Origin of the sequence: Streptomyces sp. NPDC059900 (assembly GCF_050270335.1) — a bacterium.
Taxonomy (GTDB): Bacteria; Actinomycetota; Actinomycetes; order Streptomycetales; family Streptomycetaceae; genus Streptomyces.
The window spans coordinates 1-16,618 of sequence record NZ_JBNNJZ010000046.1 but is presented as its reverse complement, the minus strand read 5'-3'; the positions used below and the strand labels follow the sequence as shown (position 1 = coordinate 16,618).

The 16,618-nt window shown below is 70.4% G+C and carries 16 protein-coding genes; 8 read left to right on the top strand and 8 right to left on the bottom strand.

Going from position 1 to position 16,618, the window contains the following annotated elements:
* The first annotated feature begins 23 nt into the window (after positions 1-23).
* Entirely contained in the window at positions 24-680 is a 657-nt protein-coding gene (locus ACQKIP_RS10135; RefSeq protein ID WP_365857738.1) for a DsbA family protein, read from the top strand.
* 1 nt (position 681) lies between these two features.
* Here ACQKIP_RS10135 and ACQKIP_RS10130 read toward each other — a convergent pair whose 3' ends face one another.
* From ACQKIP_RS10130 to ACQKIP_RS10115, 4 genes are all read right to left on the bottom strand, one after another.
* Entirely contained in the window at positions 682-891 is a 210-nt protein-coding gene (locus ACQKIP_RS10130) for a hypothetical protein (RefSeq protein WP_365857740.1), read from the bottom strand.
* A gap of 141 nt (positions 892-1,032) precedes the next feature.
* Positions 1,033-1,683: a superoxide dismutase gene (locus ACQKIP_RS10125; RefSeq protein ID WP_365857742.1), complete on the bottom strand. Its 651-nt coding sequence runs from the start codon at positions 1,681-1,683 to the stop codon at positions 1,033-1,035.
* Between the two features lie 189 nt (positions 1,684-1,872).
* Positions 1,873-3,312 carry an amino acid permease gene (locus ACQKIP_RS10120; protein WP_365857744.1) on the bottom strand — a complete coding sequence of 480 codons (1,440 nt, stop codon included), beginning with the start codon at positions 3,310-3,312 and terminating at the stop codon, positions 1,873-1,875.
* A 179-nt stretch (positions 3,313-3,491) separates the two neighbouring features.
* On the bottom strand, positions 3,492-4,898 hold the full coding sequence (locus ACQKIP_RS10115; protein WP_365857746.1) for an amino acid permease: 1,407 nt from the start codon (positions 4,896-4,898) through the stop codon (positions 3,492-3,494).
* Between the two features lie 267 nt (positions 4,899-5,165).
* Here ACQKIP_RS10115 and ACQKIP_RS10110 point away from each other — a divergent pair, with 267 nt between their 5' ends.
* Positions 5,166-5,744 carry a biotin transporter BioY gene (locus tag ACQKIP_RS10110; RefSeq protein ID WP_361828333.1) on the top strand — a complete coding sequence of 193 codons (579 nt, stop codon included), beginning with the start codon at positions 5,166-5,168 and terminating at the stop codon, positions 5,742-5,744.
* Between the two features lie 34 nt (positions 5,745-5,778).
* Here ACQKIP_RS10110 and ACQKIP_RS10105 read toward each other — a convergent pair whose 3' ends face one another.
* On the bottom strand, positions 5,779-7,140 hold the full coding sequence (locus ACQKIP_RS10105; protein WP_365857748.1) for an FAD-binding oxidoreductase: 1,362 nt from the start codon (positions 7,138-7,140) through the stop codon (positions 5,779-5,781).
* Between the two features lie 133 nt (positions 7,141-7,273).
* Between ACQKIP_RS10105 and ACQKIP_RS10100 the strand changes: the two genes are divergently transcribed.
* Positions 7,274-8,359 (top strand): serine/threonine-protein kinase, encoded by a 1,086-nt coding sequence (locus ACQKIP_RS10100; RefSeq protein ID WP_427742746.1) that lies wholly within the window; start codon positions 7,274-7,276, stop codon positions 8,357-8,359.
* Here the strand turns inward: ACQKIP_RS10100 and ACQKIP_RS10095 are convergent.
* On the bottom strand, positions 8,356-9,840 hold the full coding sequence (locus tag ACQKIP_RS10095; protein ID WP_365857752.1) for an amino acid permease: 1,485 nt from the start codon (positions 9,838-9,840) through the stop codon (positions 8,356-8,358). The genes ACQKIP_RS10100 and ACQKIP_RS10095 overlap by 4 nt on opposite strands.
* 183 nt (positions 9,841-10,023) lie before the next feature.
* On the opposite strand from ACQKIP_RS10095, the gene ACQKIP_RS10090 reads away from it, so the two are divergent.
* From ACQKIP_RS10090 to ACQKIP_RS10080, 3 genes are all read left to right on the top strand, one after another.
* The gene (locus ACQKIP_RS10090) at positions 10,024-10,509 is read left to right on the top strand and encodes a ribose-5-phosphate isomerase (RefSeq protein WP_365857754.1); all 486 of its coding nucleotides are present in this window, start codon (positions 10,024-10,026) and stop codon (positions 10,507-10,509) included.
* Positions 10,510-10,647: 138 nt separating this feature from the next.
* Entirely contained in the window at positions 10,648-11,487 is an 840-nt protein-coding gene (locus tag ACQKIP_RS10085) for an Fpg/Nei family DNA glycosylase (RefSeq protein ID WP_365857756.1), read from the top strand.
* Positions 11,488-11,489: 2 nt separating this feature from the next.
* Complete coding sequence (locus tag ACQKIP_RS10080) at positions 11,490-11,708, top strand: superinfection immunity protein (protein ID WP_365857758.1); 219 nt, start codon at positions 11,490-11,492, stop codon at positions 11,706-11,708.
* Here the strand turns inward: ACQKIP_RS10080 and ACQKIP_RS10075 are convergent.
* Complete coding sequence (locus ACQKIP_RS10075; RefSeq protein WP_365857760.1) at positions 11,705-12,934, bottom strand: GNAT family N-acetyltransferase; 1,230 nt, start codon at positions 12,932-12,934, stop codon at positions 11,705-11,707. The genes ACQKIP_RS10080 and ACQKIP_RS10075 overlap by 4 nt on opposite strands.
* 129 nt (positions 12,935-13,063) lie before the next feature.
* On the opposite strand from ACQKIP_RS10075, the gene ACQKIP_RS10070 reads away from it, so the two are divergent.
* Positions 13,064-14,224: a PP2C family protein-serine/threonine phosphatase gene (locus ACQKIP_RS10070; RefSeq protein ID WP_365857762.1), complete on the top strand. Its 1,161-nt coding sequence runs from the start codon at positions 13,064-13,066 to the stop codon at positions 14,222-14,224.
* Here the strand turns inward: ACQKIP_RS10070 and ACQKIP_RS10065 are convergent.
* A complete protein-coding gene (locus ACQKIP_RS10065) occupies positions 14,210-15,397 on the bottom strand; it encodes a cation:proton antiporter (RefSeq protein ID WP_365857764.1) in 1,188 nt (395 codons plus the stop codon). The genes ACQKIP_RS10070 and ACQKIP_RS10065 overlap by 15 nt on opposite strands.
* Before the next feature lie 286 nt (positions 15,398-15,683).
* On the opposite strand from ACQKIP_RS10065, the gene ACQKIP_RS10060 reads away from it, so the two are divergent.
* Positions 15,684-16,550, top strand: a complete 867-nt coding sequence (locus tag ACQKIP_RS10060) for an ABC transporter ATP-binding protein (RefSeq protein WP_365857766.1) — start codon at positions 15,684-15,686, stop codon at positions 16,548-16,550.
* The last annotated feature ends 68 nt before the right edge of the window (positions 16,551-16,618 follow it).

Here is a 16,618-nt window from a genome sequence, read left to right as displayed (position 1 = left end):
CACGCATTCCCTAAGGGAGAGACATGTCCGAGAATGGCAAGTCCGGTAAGCCCGGCAAGACCACAGCCGACTTCTGGTTCGACCCGCTGTGCCCTTGGGCCTGGATGACCTCGCGCTGGATGCTCGAGGTGGAGAAGGTCCGCGACGTCGAGGTCCGCTGGCATGTCATGAGCCTCGCCGTACTGAACGAGGACCGGCTCGACGAGCTGCCCGAGGAGTACCGCGAGATGCTGGAGACGAAGGCCTGGGGCCCGGTCCGCGTGGTCATCGCCGCCCAGCAGAAGCACGGCGACGAGACCATCGGCGACCTCTACACCGCCCTCGGCACCCGTTTCCACAACCTCGGCGAGGGCCCGACCCGCGAGGCGGTCGTCTCCGCGCTCAAGGACGTCGGCCTGCCCGAGGAGCTCGCGGACTACGCGGACTCGGACGAGTACGACACCCAGCTGCGCGCCTCCCACCAGGAGGGCATCGACAAGGTCGGCCAGGACGTGGGCACGCCCGTCATCGCCGTCCCCGGCGCGGACGGCGAGCAGGTCGCCTTCTTCGGCCCCGTCGTGACCCCCGCCCCCAAGGGCGAGGCCGCGGCAAAGCTCTGGGACGGCACGCTCCTCGTGGCATCGACCCCGGGCTTCTACGAAATCAAGCGCACCCGCACGCAGGGCCCGATCTTCGACTGACCTAGCCGAAGGGCGGCGGCAGGACGCGTCCCTTGGCCTGGTTGAGGTGCGGCTGCACCCAACGGCACCCGGCGCCCTGGCAGCGCCAGTGGCCGTGGGCCTCGGCCCGCGTCATCAGGGTGGCCAGGTAGTCCTCCTCGCCCTGATTGACCGGCCGGAAGTCCTGCGGTTTGCCGCCGCAGGTCGGGCAGTGCCTGGAAGCCGTCGCCATGGCCATACGGTCCACCGGAACCCGGCCTACCGAAAGACCCCCGTGAGTCACGTCCTCACGGGGGTCTTTCCTCTATCCGCCTGCCTCGGCGAAAGTTGAGAAGACGATCACGAGGCAGGGCGTTTCAGGGGGCGCGGAGCCTTACGGGGCCAGCAGCAGGCTGTTCACGCGCTGCTTGGCCGCCGCGTAACGCTTCGACACGTCCTGCCAGTTGACGACGGCCCACATGGCCTCGATGAAGTCGACCTTCTGGTTCTTGTACTGCAGGTAGAAGGCGTGCTCCCAGGCGTCGAAGACCAGGATCGGCGTCGAGCCCTGGCCGACGTTGCCCTGGTGGTCGTAGACCTGCTCGACGATGAGGCGGTTGCTCAGCGGCTCGTAGGCGAGCACGCCCCAGCCCGAACCCTGCGTGGTCGCCGAGGCCTTGGTCAGCTGGGCCTTGAACTTGGCGAAGGAGCCGAAGGACTCGGTGATGGCGTCCGCGAGGTCACCCACACCGTCCGCGGCAAGCGGCTCACCGCCGCCGCCGTCCTTCGGGCTGTTCATGTTGTGCCAGTAAATGCTGTGCAGGATGTGGCCGGAGAGGTGGAAGGCCAGGTTCTTCTCCAGGCCGTTGATGGCGCCCCAGCTCTCCTTGTCGCGCGCCTCCTCCAGCTGCTCAAGGGTGTCGTTCGCGCCCTTCACGTACGCCGCGTGGTGCTTGTCGTGGTGCAGCTCGACGATCTGGGGATTGATGACCGGCTCGAGCGCCGCGTAGTCGTACGGAAGTTCAGGAAGCGTGTAAATGGCCATGATCCGAGCCCTCCGACTGCTGCTCTGCTGTAGTGCAACGCTTATTGCAACCTATATGCAAGTGCAGGCTAGCAGCAGAAGTATGCGCGGGCAGGGCGGGGATGATCAGCCCTTCGTCCTAGGACCTGCGGGTACGCCGAAGGGGCCCGGGTCGACGTCGACCCGGGCCCCTTCGTGTACGGCGATGTCCTACTCGGCGGCCGCCGGCGCCGGACGCTCGGCCAGCTTCTGGCGCACGATGCCGATGATCGCGAGCACCAGGGTCAGCGCGCCCGTCGCGAGGAGTTGCTTGCGTGTGTCGGGCTGCTGGGTCATCAGGTAGAAGATGTACGCCATCCCGGCGAGCGCCACCCACGTCAGGAACGGGTACGCCCACATCTTCACGACCAGCTTCTGCGGCTCCTCGCGCTCCGTCCTGCGGCGCAGGATCAGCTGCGAGGCGGCGATGAAGATCCAGACGACCAGGATCATGGCGCCGATCATGTTCAGGAGCCACGGGAAGACGTCGTCCGGGCGCCAGTAGCTGAGCAGGACGCAGACGAAGCCGAAGACCGAGGACGCGAGGACCGCCAGGCGCGGGACGCCGCTGTAGATGCGGCCGAGCACCTTGGGGCCCTGGCCGCGCTCGATCAGGGAGTACGACATGCGCGACGCGCCGTAGATGTTGGCGTTCATCGCGGAGAGCAGGGCGATCAGGATGACGACGTTCATGATCTGACCGGCGCCGGGGATGCCCAGGTGGTCGAGTGTGGCGACGTACGGGCCCTTCTCGGCGACCTCCTTGTTGTCCCACGGCAGCAGCGTGACGACGACGAGCATCGAGCCGACGTAGAAGACGGCGATGCGCCACATCGCGGTGCGCACGGCCTTGGCGACGCTCTGGACCGGCTTCTCGGACTCGGCCGCCGCGATCGTGACGGTCTCCAGACCGCCGTACGCGAAGACGGACGCGAGGAGGCCGATGATCAGGCCGTCCGTGCCCTTCGGCATGAAGCCGCCCTCGCCGGTGAGGTTCGCGGTGCCGGGCGCGGAGACGTCCGAGCCGGGCAGGATGCCGAGGATCGCGAGGACGCCGATGCCCAGGAAGAGCGCGATGGCGCCGACCTTGAGGGCGGCGAACCAGAACTCGAACTCGCCGAAGTTCTTCACGGCCGTCAGGTTGGCCCCGCAGAACACCAGCATGAACAGGGCGACCCAGGCCCACTGCGGCGTACCGGGGAACCAGCCCACCATGATGTCCGCGGCGCCGATGCCCTCCAGGCCGACGGCGACACAGAGCAGGAACCAGAAGCCCCAGCCCGCGGTGAAGCCCGCCCAGGGGCCGATCGCCCGCTCGGCGTGGACCGAGAAGGAGCCGGACGCAGGGTTCGCGGCCGACATCTCGCCGAGCATGCGCATCACGAGCATGACGAGCGCGCCGGATATCGCGTAGGCGAGGACGATCGAGGGCCCGGCCGCGGCGATGCCCGCCCCGGAGCCCACGAAGAGTCCGGCGCCGATCACGCCGCCGAGGGCGATCATCGAGAGGTGCCGCTGCTTGAGGCCGTGGACGAGCGGCGAATCGGCCTTGGGGGCCTCTTCGGGTGCTGCGTCCTTGGGGGTGTCCTGGGGAGTGGACATCCGAGACATGGGCGTGCCCTGTTCAGTAGCTGAAGTGGGGGGTGCGAGCGGCCCACAGTCTGAAGTCCGGCACCGCTGACAGGGAACACCTGACCGCTATACGGACACCACGCTCACACGTTGTGAAGCGACGGGCACGAAATGTTCACGCCCGCTTCATGACGCCCGCAGGCCGCCTCACGCCCGCCTCACGCCCGCTTCGTGCGCGCCGCGCGCCACTCCCGCAGCCCGGCGACCGCGAGCACGAGCCCCGTCGCGCCCGCCGACCACAGCAGCTGCGGCCGCGCCCCTTCGTCGGTCAGCATCAGCCCGAGCACGGCCGCCATCGCCGCGAGGGCCGCCCACGTCAGATACGGGAACGCCCACATCCGCAGGACGAGCCGCTCGGGCGCCTCGCGCTCGATGCGCCGACGCAGGCGCAGCTGCGAGACCGCGATCAGCGCCCAGACGAAGAGGAGCACCGCGCCGACCGAGTTGAGCATGTAGAGGAAGACCGAGTCGGGCCACTTCAGATTGAGCACGACGGACACGAAGCCGAAGGCCACCGACGCGAGCACGGCCCGGCGCGGGACCCCGCCGCCCGACACCTTCAGGAGGGCCTTGGGGGCCTCGCCGCGCTCGGCGAGCGAAAAGACCATCCGGGACGAGCCGTAGAGATTGGCGTTCAGCGCCGAGAGCAGCGCCACGAACACCACGATGTTCATGATCGTGCCCGCGGACGGCACCCCGATCGAGTCCAGGACCGTCACATACGGACTGACGCCCGCCTTTTCCGCCGTCCACGGAAGGACCGTCACGATGACGAGCATCGAGCCGACGTAGAAGAAGAGGATGCGGTAGACGGCGCTGCGCACCGCGCGGGCCACCGAGCGCACCGGGTCGTCGGACTCGGCGGCGGCGATCGTCACGACCTCCAGGCCGCCGAAGGCGAAGACCACGGCGAGCACGCCGGAGATCACGCCCTCCCAGCCGTTGGGCAGGAACCCGCCCTGCCCCGTGAGGTTGGTCAGGCCCGCGGGCTCCGTGTCGGGCAGCACCCCGAAGATCGCGAGCAGCCCGAGGACGAGGAACGCGACGATCGCGAAGACCTTCAGGGCGGCGAACCAGAACTCGAACTCGCCGAAGTTCTTCACGGCGGCGAGGTTGGCCGCCGTGAACACCAGCATGAAGACGAGGACCCAGGCCCACTGCGGAACGCCCTGCACCCAGCCGTTGGCGATCTGCGCCGCGCCGGTTGCCTCCACGGCGAGCACGACCACCAGCAGGAACCAGTAGAGCCACCCGACGCTGAACCCCGCCCAGCGGCCGAGCGCGCGCTCCGCGTGCACCGAGAAGGACCCGGACGCGGGCATCGCCGCCGACATCTCGCCGAGCATCCGCATCACGCACATCGCCAGCGCACCGGCGATGAGATACGAGACGACGATGCCGGGCCCGGCGACAGCGATCCCGGCTCCGGAGCCGACGAACAACCCGGCCCCGATGACACCGCCGAGCCCCAGCATGGTGAGGTGACGCTGCTTCAGACCACCGCCGAGAGGCTCTGCCGTGTTCCCGCTGCCGGGCGCCGATGAATCGGGGGGTGCGTCGTGCATGGTGCTCAGCGCTGCTCTCGGGATCACAAAGAAATTGGCGGGAACCTACAGTCTCCCTGGGCAGGAGCCCCCCGCGCAAAACGGGACTCCGAAGGTCCCACCTCAGTGACGAGCATCACGCCCCCCGCAGGGGTACACCCAGCGCTTTGTGCGAAGCCCACCACCGGGGCACCCGGTGCCTTGTCACTCACCGCCGGTGAAAGCCGCCCCGGCCCGGGATAGCGTCGCGGGGTCCCACCTGCCCGTCCCAGAACCCGCGGAGTCCCGATGAGCATCGCCGCCGTCTCTTCCCGTCCCGGTCAGGTCCTCGCGGACCTGCTCCCCGCGTCCCGCGCGAAGGACGCGGCCTTCGTCCTCGGCGGCGCCGCCCTCACCGGCATAGCGGCCCAGATCGCGGTGCCCGTGCCGGGCTCCCCCGTGCCGGTGACGGGACAGACCTTCGCCGCCCTCCTCGTCGGCACCGCCCTCGGCGCCCGCCGCGGCTTCCTCTCCCTCGCCGTGTACGCCCTCGTCGGCATGGCCGGCATGCCGTGGTTCGCCCAGGCGGGCTCCGGCGTCGCCGCGCCGTCCCTCGGCTACGTCCTCGGCATGCTGCTCGCCGCCACCGTGGTCGGCGCCCTCGCCCGCCGCGGCGGCGACCGCTCCGTCCTGCGCACCGCGGGCACGATGGTGCTCGGCTCCGCGATCATCTACGCGGTCGGCGTCCCGTACCTCGCCGCCGCGACCGGCATGTCGCTGACCCAGGCCGTCGCCGCCGGACTCACGCCCTTCCTGATCGGCGACGCCCTGAAGGCCGCGCTCGCGATGGGCGCGCTGCCCACGGCGTGGAAGCTGCTCGACCGCTAGCCCGACCGCTGGCCCGACCGGCGTGTGCGCCGGCTCAACCGGCTTTCCCCACGCCGTAGTTCCGCCTGAAGAGGTTCGCCGGGTCGTACGTGGCCTTGAGACCGGCGAGCCTCTTTTGCGTACCGGCGTCGTAAAGCCCGTCGCCCCCGGCCCCGTCGCCCCGTTCCCCGGCGGCGAACGCGAAGTTGAGCAACCGCCCCACGGCCGCCGGCGCGAAGAGCCCGAACGCCCGGTCCTGCACGGCCCGCACCGCGTCCAGATCCGTGCCGTCGCCGCCCTGGAAGGGCGAGAGCACCCGCACCAGCCACCCCGCGCCCCGGTGGGGCACCGCGTTGCCCGCGGGCTTCGCGAGCGCCCCGCCCAGCTGGTTGATCTGCACGACGTGCATCTTCTCGGCGGCCGGACCGGTCAGCGCCAGCAGCTCGATCGCCGCGTCGACGTCCAGCCCGGCCACCGCCACGCTGTCCCCGTAGTAGGAGTGCGGGAAGTCCGGGTCGCTGTGGATCGTGTGGCTGTCGGTGTACGGCATCTCCCGCAGCGAGTCCGACACGACGGGCCCGATCTCCCGCAGCGGCGCCACCAGGCGCTCGCCCGCCGCCTCGGAGCCCGTGTAGGCGACCCGGACGGTGACGAGATAGCGGCCCCGCAGATGGGGCGGCAGCTGCGGCATGTCCGGATAGACGAGGGCCGCCACCGACGAGGTCAGCTCGTCCGGCACGGTCCGCGTCCACGCCTCGTACGCCCGCAGCACCCGCGCGGGGTCCACCTCGCGCCCGTCGAACTCGATCGCCCCGCCGTAGAGCCGCGCCACCGGCACCAGGCCGATCTCCAGGGCCGTCACCACCCCCAGGTTCGCGCCCCCGCCGAGCAGCCCCCAGAACAGCTCCGGCTCGCTCTCCTGCGTGACGTGGCGCAGCGTGCCGTCCGCCGTGACGACGTCGAGCCGTCTGACGTGGTCGGCCGCGTACCCGAACTCCCGCGCCAGGATGCCGAGCCCGCCGCCCAGCGTGTACGAGACGGCGCCCACGCCCGGCGCCGAACCGTTCAGCGGCGCGAGCCCGTGCGCCGCCGCGGCCTCCACCACCTGGCCCCAGCGGACACCCGCGCCCACGGTGACCGTGCGCGCGTCCGCATCGATCTCGACGGAGTCCATCCGGCGGGTGCTGATCAGAACGCCGCCCTGCGACGACCCCGGAAGCCCGTGCCCGGTGGCCTGCACCCCGACGGGCAGACCGGCATCCGCGGCGTACGACACGGCGGCGACGACGTCATCGGCGCTCCCGGCCGCGAACACGATCGCGGGCCGCTGCGCGAAACCGGTCTGGAATCCGGCGATCTCCTCGTCGTACCCGTCGTCGCCGGGCCGGAACACGAGTCGCCCATCGGTGAAGTCCACGGTGATCCTCCAGGAAGTCCTTGCTGACGGATCAGAGCTTCCCCGGGAAACCTGACATCTGCCGTCAAGTTTTCCGGGCCTTCGTCAATTCCGTGAACTGTGCTGTCATGAGAGGAGGGTTGGGGGTGAACCCATGCCGGAGCTTCGCGTGGTCGCGGGCCGCTACCGCCTGCTCGCCGTCATCGGCCAGGGAGGAATGGGCCGCGTGTGGCGCGCGGCCGACGAGCTTCTGGACCGCGGTGTCGCGGTCAAGGAGATGCGGATCGACGCGGGATTCGAGGGCCCCGAGTCGGAGGACACCCGGGTCCGCAGAGAACGCGCGCTGCGCGAGGCGCGGGCCAGCGCACGGATCGACCACTCCGGTGTCGTACGCGTCTATGACGTCGCCGAGGAGGACGGCCGCCTCTGGATCGTCATGGAACTGATCGACGCGCGTTCCCTGGCACGGTACGTCGACGAAGAGGGGCCCCTGGACGAGCACGACGCGGCGCGCGTGGGCCTCGCCCTGGTGGCGGCGCTGCGCAGGGTGCACGCGGCGGGTGTCCTGCACCGTGACATCAAGCCGGAGAACGTCCTGCTCAGCCCGCGGGGGCCCGCCGACCGGGTCGTCCTCACCGATTTCGGCATCGCCGCCCTTGAGGACACGGGCCGCCTGACGCAGACGGGCCTCCTTGTGGGCTCGCCCGAGTACATGGCGCCCGAGCGGATCTCCGGCGCGCGGCAGGGCCCGCCGTCCGACCTCTGGTCCCTGGGGGCGACGCTCTGCACGGCGCTGCGCGGCAGCTCGCCCTTCGCCCGTGATTCGAGCCTGAACACGCTGGTCGCGGTCCTGCACGAGCCGCCCGAACTGCCGCCGGAAGCCGGCGGCCTGCGTCCGGTGCTCGGCGCGCTCCTGGTCAAGGAGCCGGAGCGGCGGCCGGATCTCGACGAGACGGAGGCGGCCCTGCGCGCGGTGCTCGCGGCACCGCTGAGGCCGCCGGAGCCGCCGGAGTCTTTGAAGTCTGCGGAGTACGGAACCCCGGTGACCCGGCGCATCCAGCTGCCCGACTGGCGGCCCCGCGCGCTGACCGCCGTGGTCCTGCTGGTCGCGGGCGCCGTGGCGGCCGTGATGTTCTTAACCGCGCGCGATCCGGGCGGCGGCGCGCCGCCCGGACCGAGCACGCCTCCGCCGACGGTGGCGGGCACGTCGACCGCGCCACCGTCCGGCGGGACCGGCTAGGCGTCGACCGAGTCGTTGCCGAGGTCGGTGACGGCGGCCTCGGCCGCGTCGCTGCGGGGCCGCACCTTCTCCCGTACGAGGGAGAACACCACCACGAACGCCGCGGCGAGCAGCGAGAGCAGGACCTGCTTGCGTCCGGCCTCGTCGGTCAGCATGTAGACGAGCACGAACGAGATCATCGCGATCGTGACCCAGGTCAGGTACGGGAAGAGCCACATCTTCACGACGAGCTTCTCCGGCTGCTCGCGCAGGATGATGCCGCGCATCCGCAGCTGTGTGAACGCGATCATCAGCCAGACGAAGAGCGCCACCGCGCCGGACGAGTTCAGCAGGAAGTCGAAGACGGTGTCCTGCCACTGGTAGTTGAACCAGACGGCGATGAAGCCGAACACGACGGAGCCGAGGATCGCGGCCTGCGGCACACCGCGCGCGTTGGTGCGCGCGAAGGCCCTGGGCGCGTCACCGCGCTGGCCGAGCGAGAAGGCCATGCGCGACGCGGTGTAGAGGCCCGAGTTGAGACAGGAGAGCACGGCGGTGAGGACGATGACGTTCATGACCTGACCGGCGTGCGGGATGCCGATCGAGTTCAGTGCGGCGACGTACGAACCGTCCTTGACGATCGACTTGTCGTTCCACGGCAGGAGCGTGATGACGACGAAGATCGAGCCCAGGTAGAAGACGCCGATACGCCAGATGACGCTGTTCGTCGCCTTGGTGACGGCGCGCTGCGGGTCCTCGGACTCACCGGCGGCCAGCGTGACGATCTCCGAGCCCATGAAGGAGAAGACGACCATGAGCACACCGGTGAGGATCGCGCCCGCGCCCTTGGGCATGAAGCCGCCCGCGTCGGTGAGGTGCGCGAATCCGGCGCCGGGGTTGTCGGAGCCGGGCAGCACGCCGAAGACGGCGAGCAGACCGATGATCACGAAGCCGCCGATGGCGACGACCTTGATCCCGGCGAACCAGAACTCGAACTCGCCGTAGGAGCCGACCGAGACGAGGTTGGTCGCGGTGAGCACCACCATCACGATGAGTGCCCAGCCCCACTGCGGTACGGCCGGTATCCAGCCGTTGAGGATGACGGCGCCCGCGGTGGCCTCCACCGCGAGGACGACGACCCAGAAGAACCAGTAGAGCCAGCCGATGGAGAAACCGGCCCAGCGGCCGAGGGCCTGGTCCGCGTAGGTGGAGAAGGAGCCCGAGGTGGGCCGTGCGGCGGCCATCTCACCGAGCATCCGCATGACGAGGACCACCATCGCGCCGACCAGGGCGTACGAGACGAGGATGGCGGGTCCGGCGGCGGCGATACCGGAGCTGGAGCCGACGAAGAGGCCCGCTCCGATGACGCCGCCGATGGCGATCATGGAGAGGTGGCGGTTCTTCAGCCCGGCCTTGAGGCCGTCACCGGTGTCGCCAGACCGCGGATCCCCAGGTTCGTTGGGGCTGTGGTCTGCCTTCGCAAGGGAGGGTTGCGAGGTCATGGACGAATCCTTAAGTTCTCGGGTCACGAGCCCCCGCATTCAAACTCAGGGGTGGACGTGACGGAAGACCCGACTCCGGATCGTTGCATTACGGCCCGATGGCCTAGACCTGGTGACCGAGGGTGACCAAGGTCCGGCCCCCGGTCGCCGCTACCCGCCCCGCGACGTGCCACACTCATTCGCATGCGCGTGTACCTCGGCTCGGATCATGCCGGCTACGAACTGAAGAACCACCTGGTCGAGTGGCTCAAGAGCCACGGCCACGAGCCCGTCGACTGCGGGCCCCACATCTATGACGCCCAGGACGACTACCCCCCCTTCTGCCTCCGCGCCGCGGAGAAGACGGCGGCGGACCCCCAGTCGCTCGGCATCGTGATCGGGGGCTCCGGCAACGGCGAGCAGATCGCCGCGAACAAGGTGAAGGGGGTGCGGGCCGCTCTCGCCTGGAGCGAGCAGACGGCTGCCCTCGGGCGTGAGCACAACGACGCGAACGTCATCTCGATCGGCGGGCGGATGCACACGCAGGAAGAGGCGACGAAGTTCGTCGAGATCTTCCTGGCCACGCCGTACTCGGACGAGGCGCGCCACACCCGCCGCATCGAAATGCTGGCCCGCTACGAGACCACGGGCGAGCTCCCCGAGATCCCGGCACACCACCCGCAGCAGTAGGGCCCTCTCCCCGACCCCGCCCGGACGGCTGAGTCTTTCAGCCGTCCGGCGTCTGAGGACGCCCCGGCGCAGCCGGTTTTCGGGAAGGGGCGGGGTAGGGGAAAGAATCCCTGCCTCTGACCGACCCAGGAGGACCCCGTGCCTGAGGGGCACACGATTCACCGCCTCGCGGACGACCACCGTGCGCGCTTCGAAGGGCGAGGCCCTCTCCGCGTCACCAGCCCCCAGGGCAAGTTCTCCGACAGTGCGGCCCTCCTGGACGGTCAGGAGATGGACACCGCCGAGGCCCACGGCAAGCACCTCTTCCTCGGCTTCGAGGCAACCGGCTGGATCCACATCCACCTCGGCCTCTTCGGCAAGGTCAACTTCGGCGGCACGGCGGCCGCGAACCCGCCCACGGACACCGTCCGCCTCCGCCTGGCCACCAAGGACGCGTACGTGGACCTCAGGGGCCCCACGACCTGCGCCCTCATCACGGACGAGGAGAAGCAGGCGATACACGCCCGCCTCGGCCCGGACCCGCTGCGGGAGAACGACGACCCGGACAGGGCCTACGCCCGCATCTCGCGCAGCCGCACGACCATCGCCGCCCTCCTCATGGACCAGAAGGTCATCGCGGGCGTCGGCAACGTCTACCGCGCCGAGGTCCTCTTCCGGCACGGCATCGACCCGTACACCCCGGGCAAGGACATCAAGCAGGCCCAGTGGACGGCGATCTGGGACGACCTGGTCGCCCTGATGCGCGAGGGCGTGCGCCTCAACCGCATCGACACCGTCAGGCCCGAACACACGCCGGAGGCGATGGGCCGCCCGCCGCGTGTGGACGACCACGGCGGCGAGGTGTACGTGTATCGCAGGGCCACGATGCCCTGCTATATCTGTGGCGGCGAGATCCGCACCGCCGATCTCGCCGCCCGCAACCTCTTCTGGTGCCCCAAGTGCCAGCGCGCCCGCCGCTCCCGTCGAAAGGCCACCTGAGTATGTTCGGCACCTTCGGCGGGCTCGGCGGCTTCGTGCTCGTGCTCCTCGGCGTGATCGTCTATCTGCTGCCGTCCCTCATCGCCTTCAACCGGGACGTCGAGCTCCGCTGGGTGGTCCTCGTCATCAACATCTTCCTCGGCGCCTCGCTCATCGGCTGGCTGGTCGCCCTCTATCTGGCGACCCGCAAGCCGAAGCAGCAGGTGGAATCGACCGCCTAGAAGCCGTGCGGCAGCCAGGGCGCCACGTCCGAGCCGAAGGCCAGCGACGCTTCGGCCAGGGCTCCCTGGCGCAGCTCCCGCACCCGGCCCGCGGCCGCGAGTGACGTCAGGGACACACCGCCGAGATAGGCCGAGGCCAAGTCCCGTACGGACAGGGTGAGATCGGCTTCGTCCTCCGTGCGCTCGCAGATCGCGCCCTTCGGGTCGCCCTTGAGCCGCCAACGGCCCGCGTTCCAGGGGCAGAAGGCGTCCTCGACCTCCAACACCACGTTCACCGGCGCCCGGTAGGTGCGCGCCTCCAGGGCGGCCCCCACCTCCACCAGACGTACATAGAGCGAGTCCGCGACCCTGAGGCGGCAGCGCCGCACGTCCGAGACGAGCTGGAGCACCGCGTCGTCCGTGGGGCGGCTGTGCACCTCGACCGTCGACGTCAGGTCGATGCCGAACAGGAACTGCCACAGCGCCGCGTTGGCCGCCGGGTCGAGGGCTTCGAGATCGCGCAGCCGGACCGCGCCCTTGGGGCCCGCCGCGTCCCAGTCGGGCTTCACGCTGTAGCGCGCGTACCCGACGAGCTCTCCGTCGCGTTCGGCGACCACGCACTGGAGGGGCGACGCGCCGTGCCGCTCGCTCTCCGGGTCGAGCAGGCCGAGGCGCTCCCAGCCGGGCTGCCTGGCCAGCATTCCAGGGCGCTCGCTCACCCGGCGTGCGTACAGCGCCTCACACGCGTCGTGGACGTCGGCGGGCTTGGCGTACCGAAGTCGTACGTCATCGGTCCCGGCCGGCACCGACAGACGTACGCGTGATGTGTCGATCTCGGCCTTCAGCGCCTGCGTCGCCGCGCCGTACCCGAACCGTCCGTAAATGGCGGGCTCGGAGGCGGTGAGCACCGCCAGGCATTCGCCCTTGGCACGTACGTCGTCGAGCTGGCGCCGCATCATCGACGTCAGGATCCCGCGCCGCCGGTGCGTCGCCGCGACGCTGACCATCGTCACGCCGGCCGTGTCCACCAGGGAACCGCCCGGCACGGAGAGGCGGAAACTGAACGCTCCCGTCGTACCGACGCAGGTCTCGCCTTCCCATGTGCCGAAGAAGCGGTCGAACTCGGTCAGCTTGTTCCAGAGCTCGTGCTCCTCCTGCGCCTCGGCCACACCACCGAAGGCGAGCTCCAGCGTGCCGTAGTACGCGTCCCAGTCTTCCTGGCGCAAATCCCGCAATTCCGTCGTCATATGCCATGCCTACCAGGGAGAAGCTTGCGCAGCGACAGGATTTTCGCGGGCCCGCGGGGTGCCCCTGACGGGGGACAACCGGCACCTCCCGTGCGAAGTGCCAGGCCCGGTGGATAGGGTCCGGGAGCAATGGCAGGCAGGCGAGCGGAAGCCGAGACGTTCACAGCCCGGATGAAGAAGCGTATCCACCGGGCTCGCATAGGGCTGCGCAAATCCGGGGTGGACTACTTCAGAGGCGACGGCTCGGACTGGATCGCGCTCGCGGGTCTGCTCGTCACGATCCCGGTGATCGCGTTCTGCACCATCGTCAACAACGTCTGGTGCTCGCCCGCGGCCCTTGTCCTGCCGATCGTCGCCGGGGGCCTGCTCCTGCGCCCCTCCAGCCTGCTCGGCCTGTACGCGACGGCGGCCGCCGCCCTCATCGTGGAGTCCGTCCAGCTCGGCCCGTACACACAAGGGCCCTCGCGGGTCACGCCCGGAGTGGTCCTGGTCGTCGCGGCCTGCGGCTTCTTCGGGCTGATCATCGCGCAGTTCCGCAGCCGGGTCGGCGTGCCCTGGCGCGGCGGCGGAACGATGCTCTTCGACCTGCGCGAACGTATCCGCGTGCAGAGCAAGCTGCCGAAGCTGCCGCCGGGCTGGCACCGCGAGATGGCCCTGCGGCCCGCGGGCGGCCAGTCCTTCTCGGGCGACTTCGTGGTCGCGGCCCGTACGAACGGCGGCCGCACCCTGGAGGTCGTCCTCACCGACGTCTCCGGCAAGGGCATGGACGCGGGCTCCCGCGCCCTGCTCCTGTCGGGCGCCTTCGGCGGTCTGCTCGGCTCGCTCCCGCCGCACGCGTTCCTGACCGCCGCCAACGGCTACCTCCTGCGCCAGGACTGGGACGAGGGCTTCGCGACCTCGATCCATCTGGTCCTCGACCTGGAGACCGGCGACTACGAACTCTTCTCGGCGGGCCACCCGCCGGGCCTCCAGCTCAGCGCGGGCAACGGACGCTGGGAGGAGAAGGTCGCCGAGGGCCCGCTCCTCGGGGTGTACGACGGGGCGCAGTTCGACCCCGTGAAGGGCCTCCTGCGCCCCGGCGATGTCCTGATGCTGTTCACGGACGGCATCGTCGAGACCTCCGACCGCGACATCAGCGAGGGCATCGACCGCCTCACCGGGGAAGCCGACCGCTATGTGGCGGGCGGCTTCCACGGCGCCGCGTGGCATCTGATCGAGGCGGTCGCGAAGGACGTCAACGACGACCGGGCACTGCTGCTCATCTCCAGGGAGCCGTCACCGGGCGCCTGACAACTCCGGCTCCGGATCGGGCTCGGGAGCCGCCTTGCGCCCGCCCGGCAGGATCCGGGCCAGCCAGTGCGACCGTCCCGCCGCCAGCGGGCCGAGCACCGCGAGCAGCAGCACGTACCCCGCGATGAAGGGGGACAGGCGGTCGTCGAGCCCCGCGGTGGCCGCCATGGTCGCCAGGATCAGGGCGAACTCGCCGCGCGCGAGCAGGGTGGTGGAGATGTTGGCCGCGGGGCCTGCCCCGAAGCCGTAGATGCGCGCCGCGCCGATTCCGGCCAGGACGTTCATGAGCAGCGTCACTGCCACGGCGGCGAGCACCGGCCAGAGCACCACGGGCAGGTCGCCCGGGTCGATCGAGAGCCCGAAGGCGAAGAAGAAGATCGCCCCGAACGCGTCCCGCAAGGGGTGCACGAGGGTGCGGATGCGCTCGCCGGACGCCGTACTGCCCAGCATCAGACCGACCATGAAGGCGCCGATCGCGTCCGCGACCCCGAACCACTCCGAGACCCCGGCGACGAAGACCGCGACTCCGAGGAAGGAGATGACGAGCAACTCGTCGTCACGGGTGTCCATGAGGCGCCCGACGACCTTCGTGCCGAAGCGCGCGGCGAGCGCGAGCAGCAGCAGGAAGCCGAAGGCCTTGCCGCCGTCCATGACGGCCGCCGAGAGGCTGTCGGCGCCGGACAGGATCGGCTGGAGCGCGGCGAGGTAGAGCGCCAGGAAGATGTCCTCGACGACGATGATGCCGAGGATCGGCTTGGTCTCCGGATTGCCGAGCCGCCCGGTGTCGACGAGCACCTTGGTGACGATCGCCGACGACGAGATGCCGAGCACCCCGGCGAGGACCAGAGCCTCGGAGGTGCCCCAGCCGAGGGCGAATCCGAAGCCGAGGCCCGCGCCGACGTTCAGCGCGAGGTACGTCCCGCCGGCGAGGGCCATCTTGCGGCCGCCCGTCTTGAGGTCGTCCATGTGGAACTCGAGGCCCAGGTAGAAGAGCAGCAGCACCAGGCCGAGCGCCGAGAGCATCTCCAGGTCGTGGGGGTCGGAGAGCAGGACCACGCCGGGAGTGTGAGGGCCGAGAAGGATCCCGGCCAGGATGAAGAGCGGAATGGTGGGGAGGCCGATGCGGCCGCCCACGCGGGCGAGCACGGCGGCGGCGAGAAAGGCGCCGCCCATGGCTATCAGGGTGTCTGCGTGTCCGATGGGCCCGTTCCTCCTGGTAGTCGGCGACGCACCCGCCGCACACGAATGGCAAAGGGAGCGTCAAGAGCGCGTCAATAGTTAGCTTACCAAACGATCTGTGCGGCGCCCGGGCGCAGAAACCGCCAGGCCCCCGCGCGGACTTGCGGGGGCTAACCCCACCCCCGATTCGCCGGGGGACCTCATGGTCCACAGCACCCCCGGATCCGTACGTTCGAGACATCGATCAGGGGCGTATTACGTACGGAAGGCGGACGGGACGATGGGGCTGCGGCGCAAGAAGCGATCCGAGGCGGACGAGCGAACCGGGGCGGACGAGCAAACCGCGGGGCGCGCGGGAGCGGTGCCCCCGATGCCCGCCGGTGCGCCCCGCGGCACCGACTGGGCCGTCGAACTGCGCGGCGTCCGCCGCAGGTACGGCAGGGGCTCCGGCGCCGTGCACGCCCTCAGCGGCATCGATCTCGCCCTGGAACGCGGCAGCTTCACCGCCGTCATGGGCCCCTCCGGCTCCGGCAAGTCCACCTTCCTCCAGTGCGCCGCCGGCCTTGACCGGCCCACCGACGGCACGGTCCGCCTCGGCGGCACGGAGATCACCTCCATGAGCGAGAACAAGCTCACCGCGCTGCGCCGCACCCGCCTCGGCTTCGTCTTCCAGGCCTTCAACCTGCTGCCCTCGCTGACCGTCGAGCAGAACGTCGTCCTGCCGATGCGCCTGGCGGGCCGGCGCCCCGACCGCCGCAGGGCCGCGGAGCTGCTCCAGCGCGTCGGGCTCGGCGCCGACAAGCACAAGCGCCGCCCCGGCGAGCTCTCCGGAGGCCAGCAGCAGCGCGTCGCGATCGCCCGCGCCCTGGTCACCGACCCGGACGTGATCTTCGCGGACGAGCCGACCGGCGCCCTGGACACCACCACGGCCGCCGAGATCCTCGCCCTGCTGCGCTCGGCCGTCCACGGCATGGGCGCCACCGTCGTCATGGTCACCCACGACCCGGCCGCGGCCGCCTACGCGGACCGGGTGCTCTTCCTCGCGGACGGCGCGATCGTGGACCGCCTGGAGCGTGCCTCCGCCGAGCAGATCGCGCGGCGCATGACCACCCTGACGGCCCCGGTGCACGCAGCCGCCGCGGCCTGAGTGCACACCTGCGGCCCCGATACGGCTGGTCGCGCCCACGCGGCGGAGCCGCACCTGTACACAGCCCC

Coding starts and splice junctions, on each gene's coding strand:
- ACQKIP_RS10135 (WP_365857738.1), top strand. CDS start 24: ATGTCCGAGAATGGCAAGTCCGGTAAGCCCGGCAAGACCACAGCCGAC.
- ACQKIP_RS10130 (WP_365857740.1), bottom strand. CDS start 891: ATGGCGACGGCTTCCAGGCACTGCCCGACCTGCGGCGGCAAACCGCAG.
- ACQKIP_RS10125 (WP_365857742.1), bottom strand. CDS start 1,683: ATGGCCATTTACACGCTTCCTGAACTTCCGTACGACTACGCGGCGCTC.
- ACQKIP_RS10120 (WP_365857744.1), bottom strand. CDS start 3,312: ATGTCTCGGATGTCCACTCCCCAGGACACCCCCAAGGACGCAGCACCC.
- ACQKIP_RS10115 (WP_365857746.1), bottom strand. CDS start 4,898: ATGCACGACGCACCCCCCGATTCATCGGCGCCCGGCAGCGGGAACACG.
- ACQKIP_RS10110 (WP_361828333.1), top strand. CDS start 5,166: ATGAGCATCGCCGCCGTCTCTTCCCGTCCCGGTCAGGTCCTCGCGGAC.
- ACQKIP_RS10100 (WP_427742746.1), top strand. CDS start 7,274: ATGCCGGAGCTTCGCGTGGTCGCGGGCCGCTACCGCCTGCTCGCCGTC.
- ACQKIP_RS10095 (WP_365857752.1), bottom strand. CDS start 9,840: ATGACCTCGCAACCCTCCCTTGCGAAGGCAGACCACAGCCCCAACGAA.
- ACQKIP_RS10090 (WP_365857754.1), top strand. CDS start 10,024: ATGCGCGTGTACCTCGGCTCGGATCATGCCGGCTACGAACTGAAGAAC.
- ACQKIP_RS10080 (WP_365857758.1), top strand. CDS start 11,490: ATGTTCGGCACCTTCGGCGGGCTCGGCGGCTTCGTGCTCGTGCTCCTC.
- ACQKIP_RS10075 (WP_365857760.1), bottom strand. CDS start 12,934: ATGACGACGGAATTGCGGGATTTGCGCCAGGAAGACTGGGACGCGTAC.
- ACQKIP_RS10070 (WP_365857762.1), top strand. CDS start 13,064: ATGGCAGGCAGGCGAGCGGAAGCCGAGACGTTCACAGCCCGGATGAAG.
- ACQKIP_RS10065 (WP_365857764.1), bottom strand. CDS start 15,397: ATGGGCGGCGCCTTTCTCGCCGCCGCCGTGCTCGCCCGCGTGGGCGGC.
- ACQKIP_RS10060 (WP_365857766.1), top strand. CDS start 15,684: ATGGGGCTGCGGCGCAAGAAGCGATCCGAGGCGGACGAGCGAACCGGG.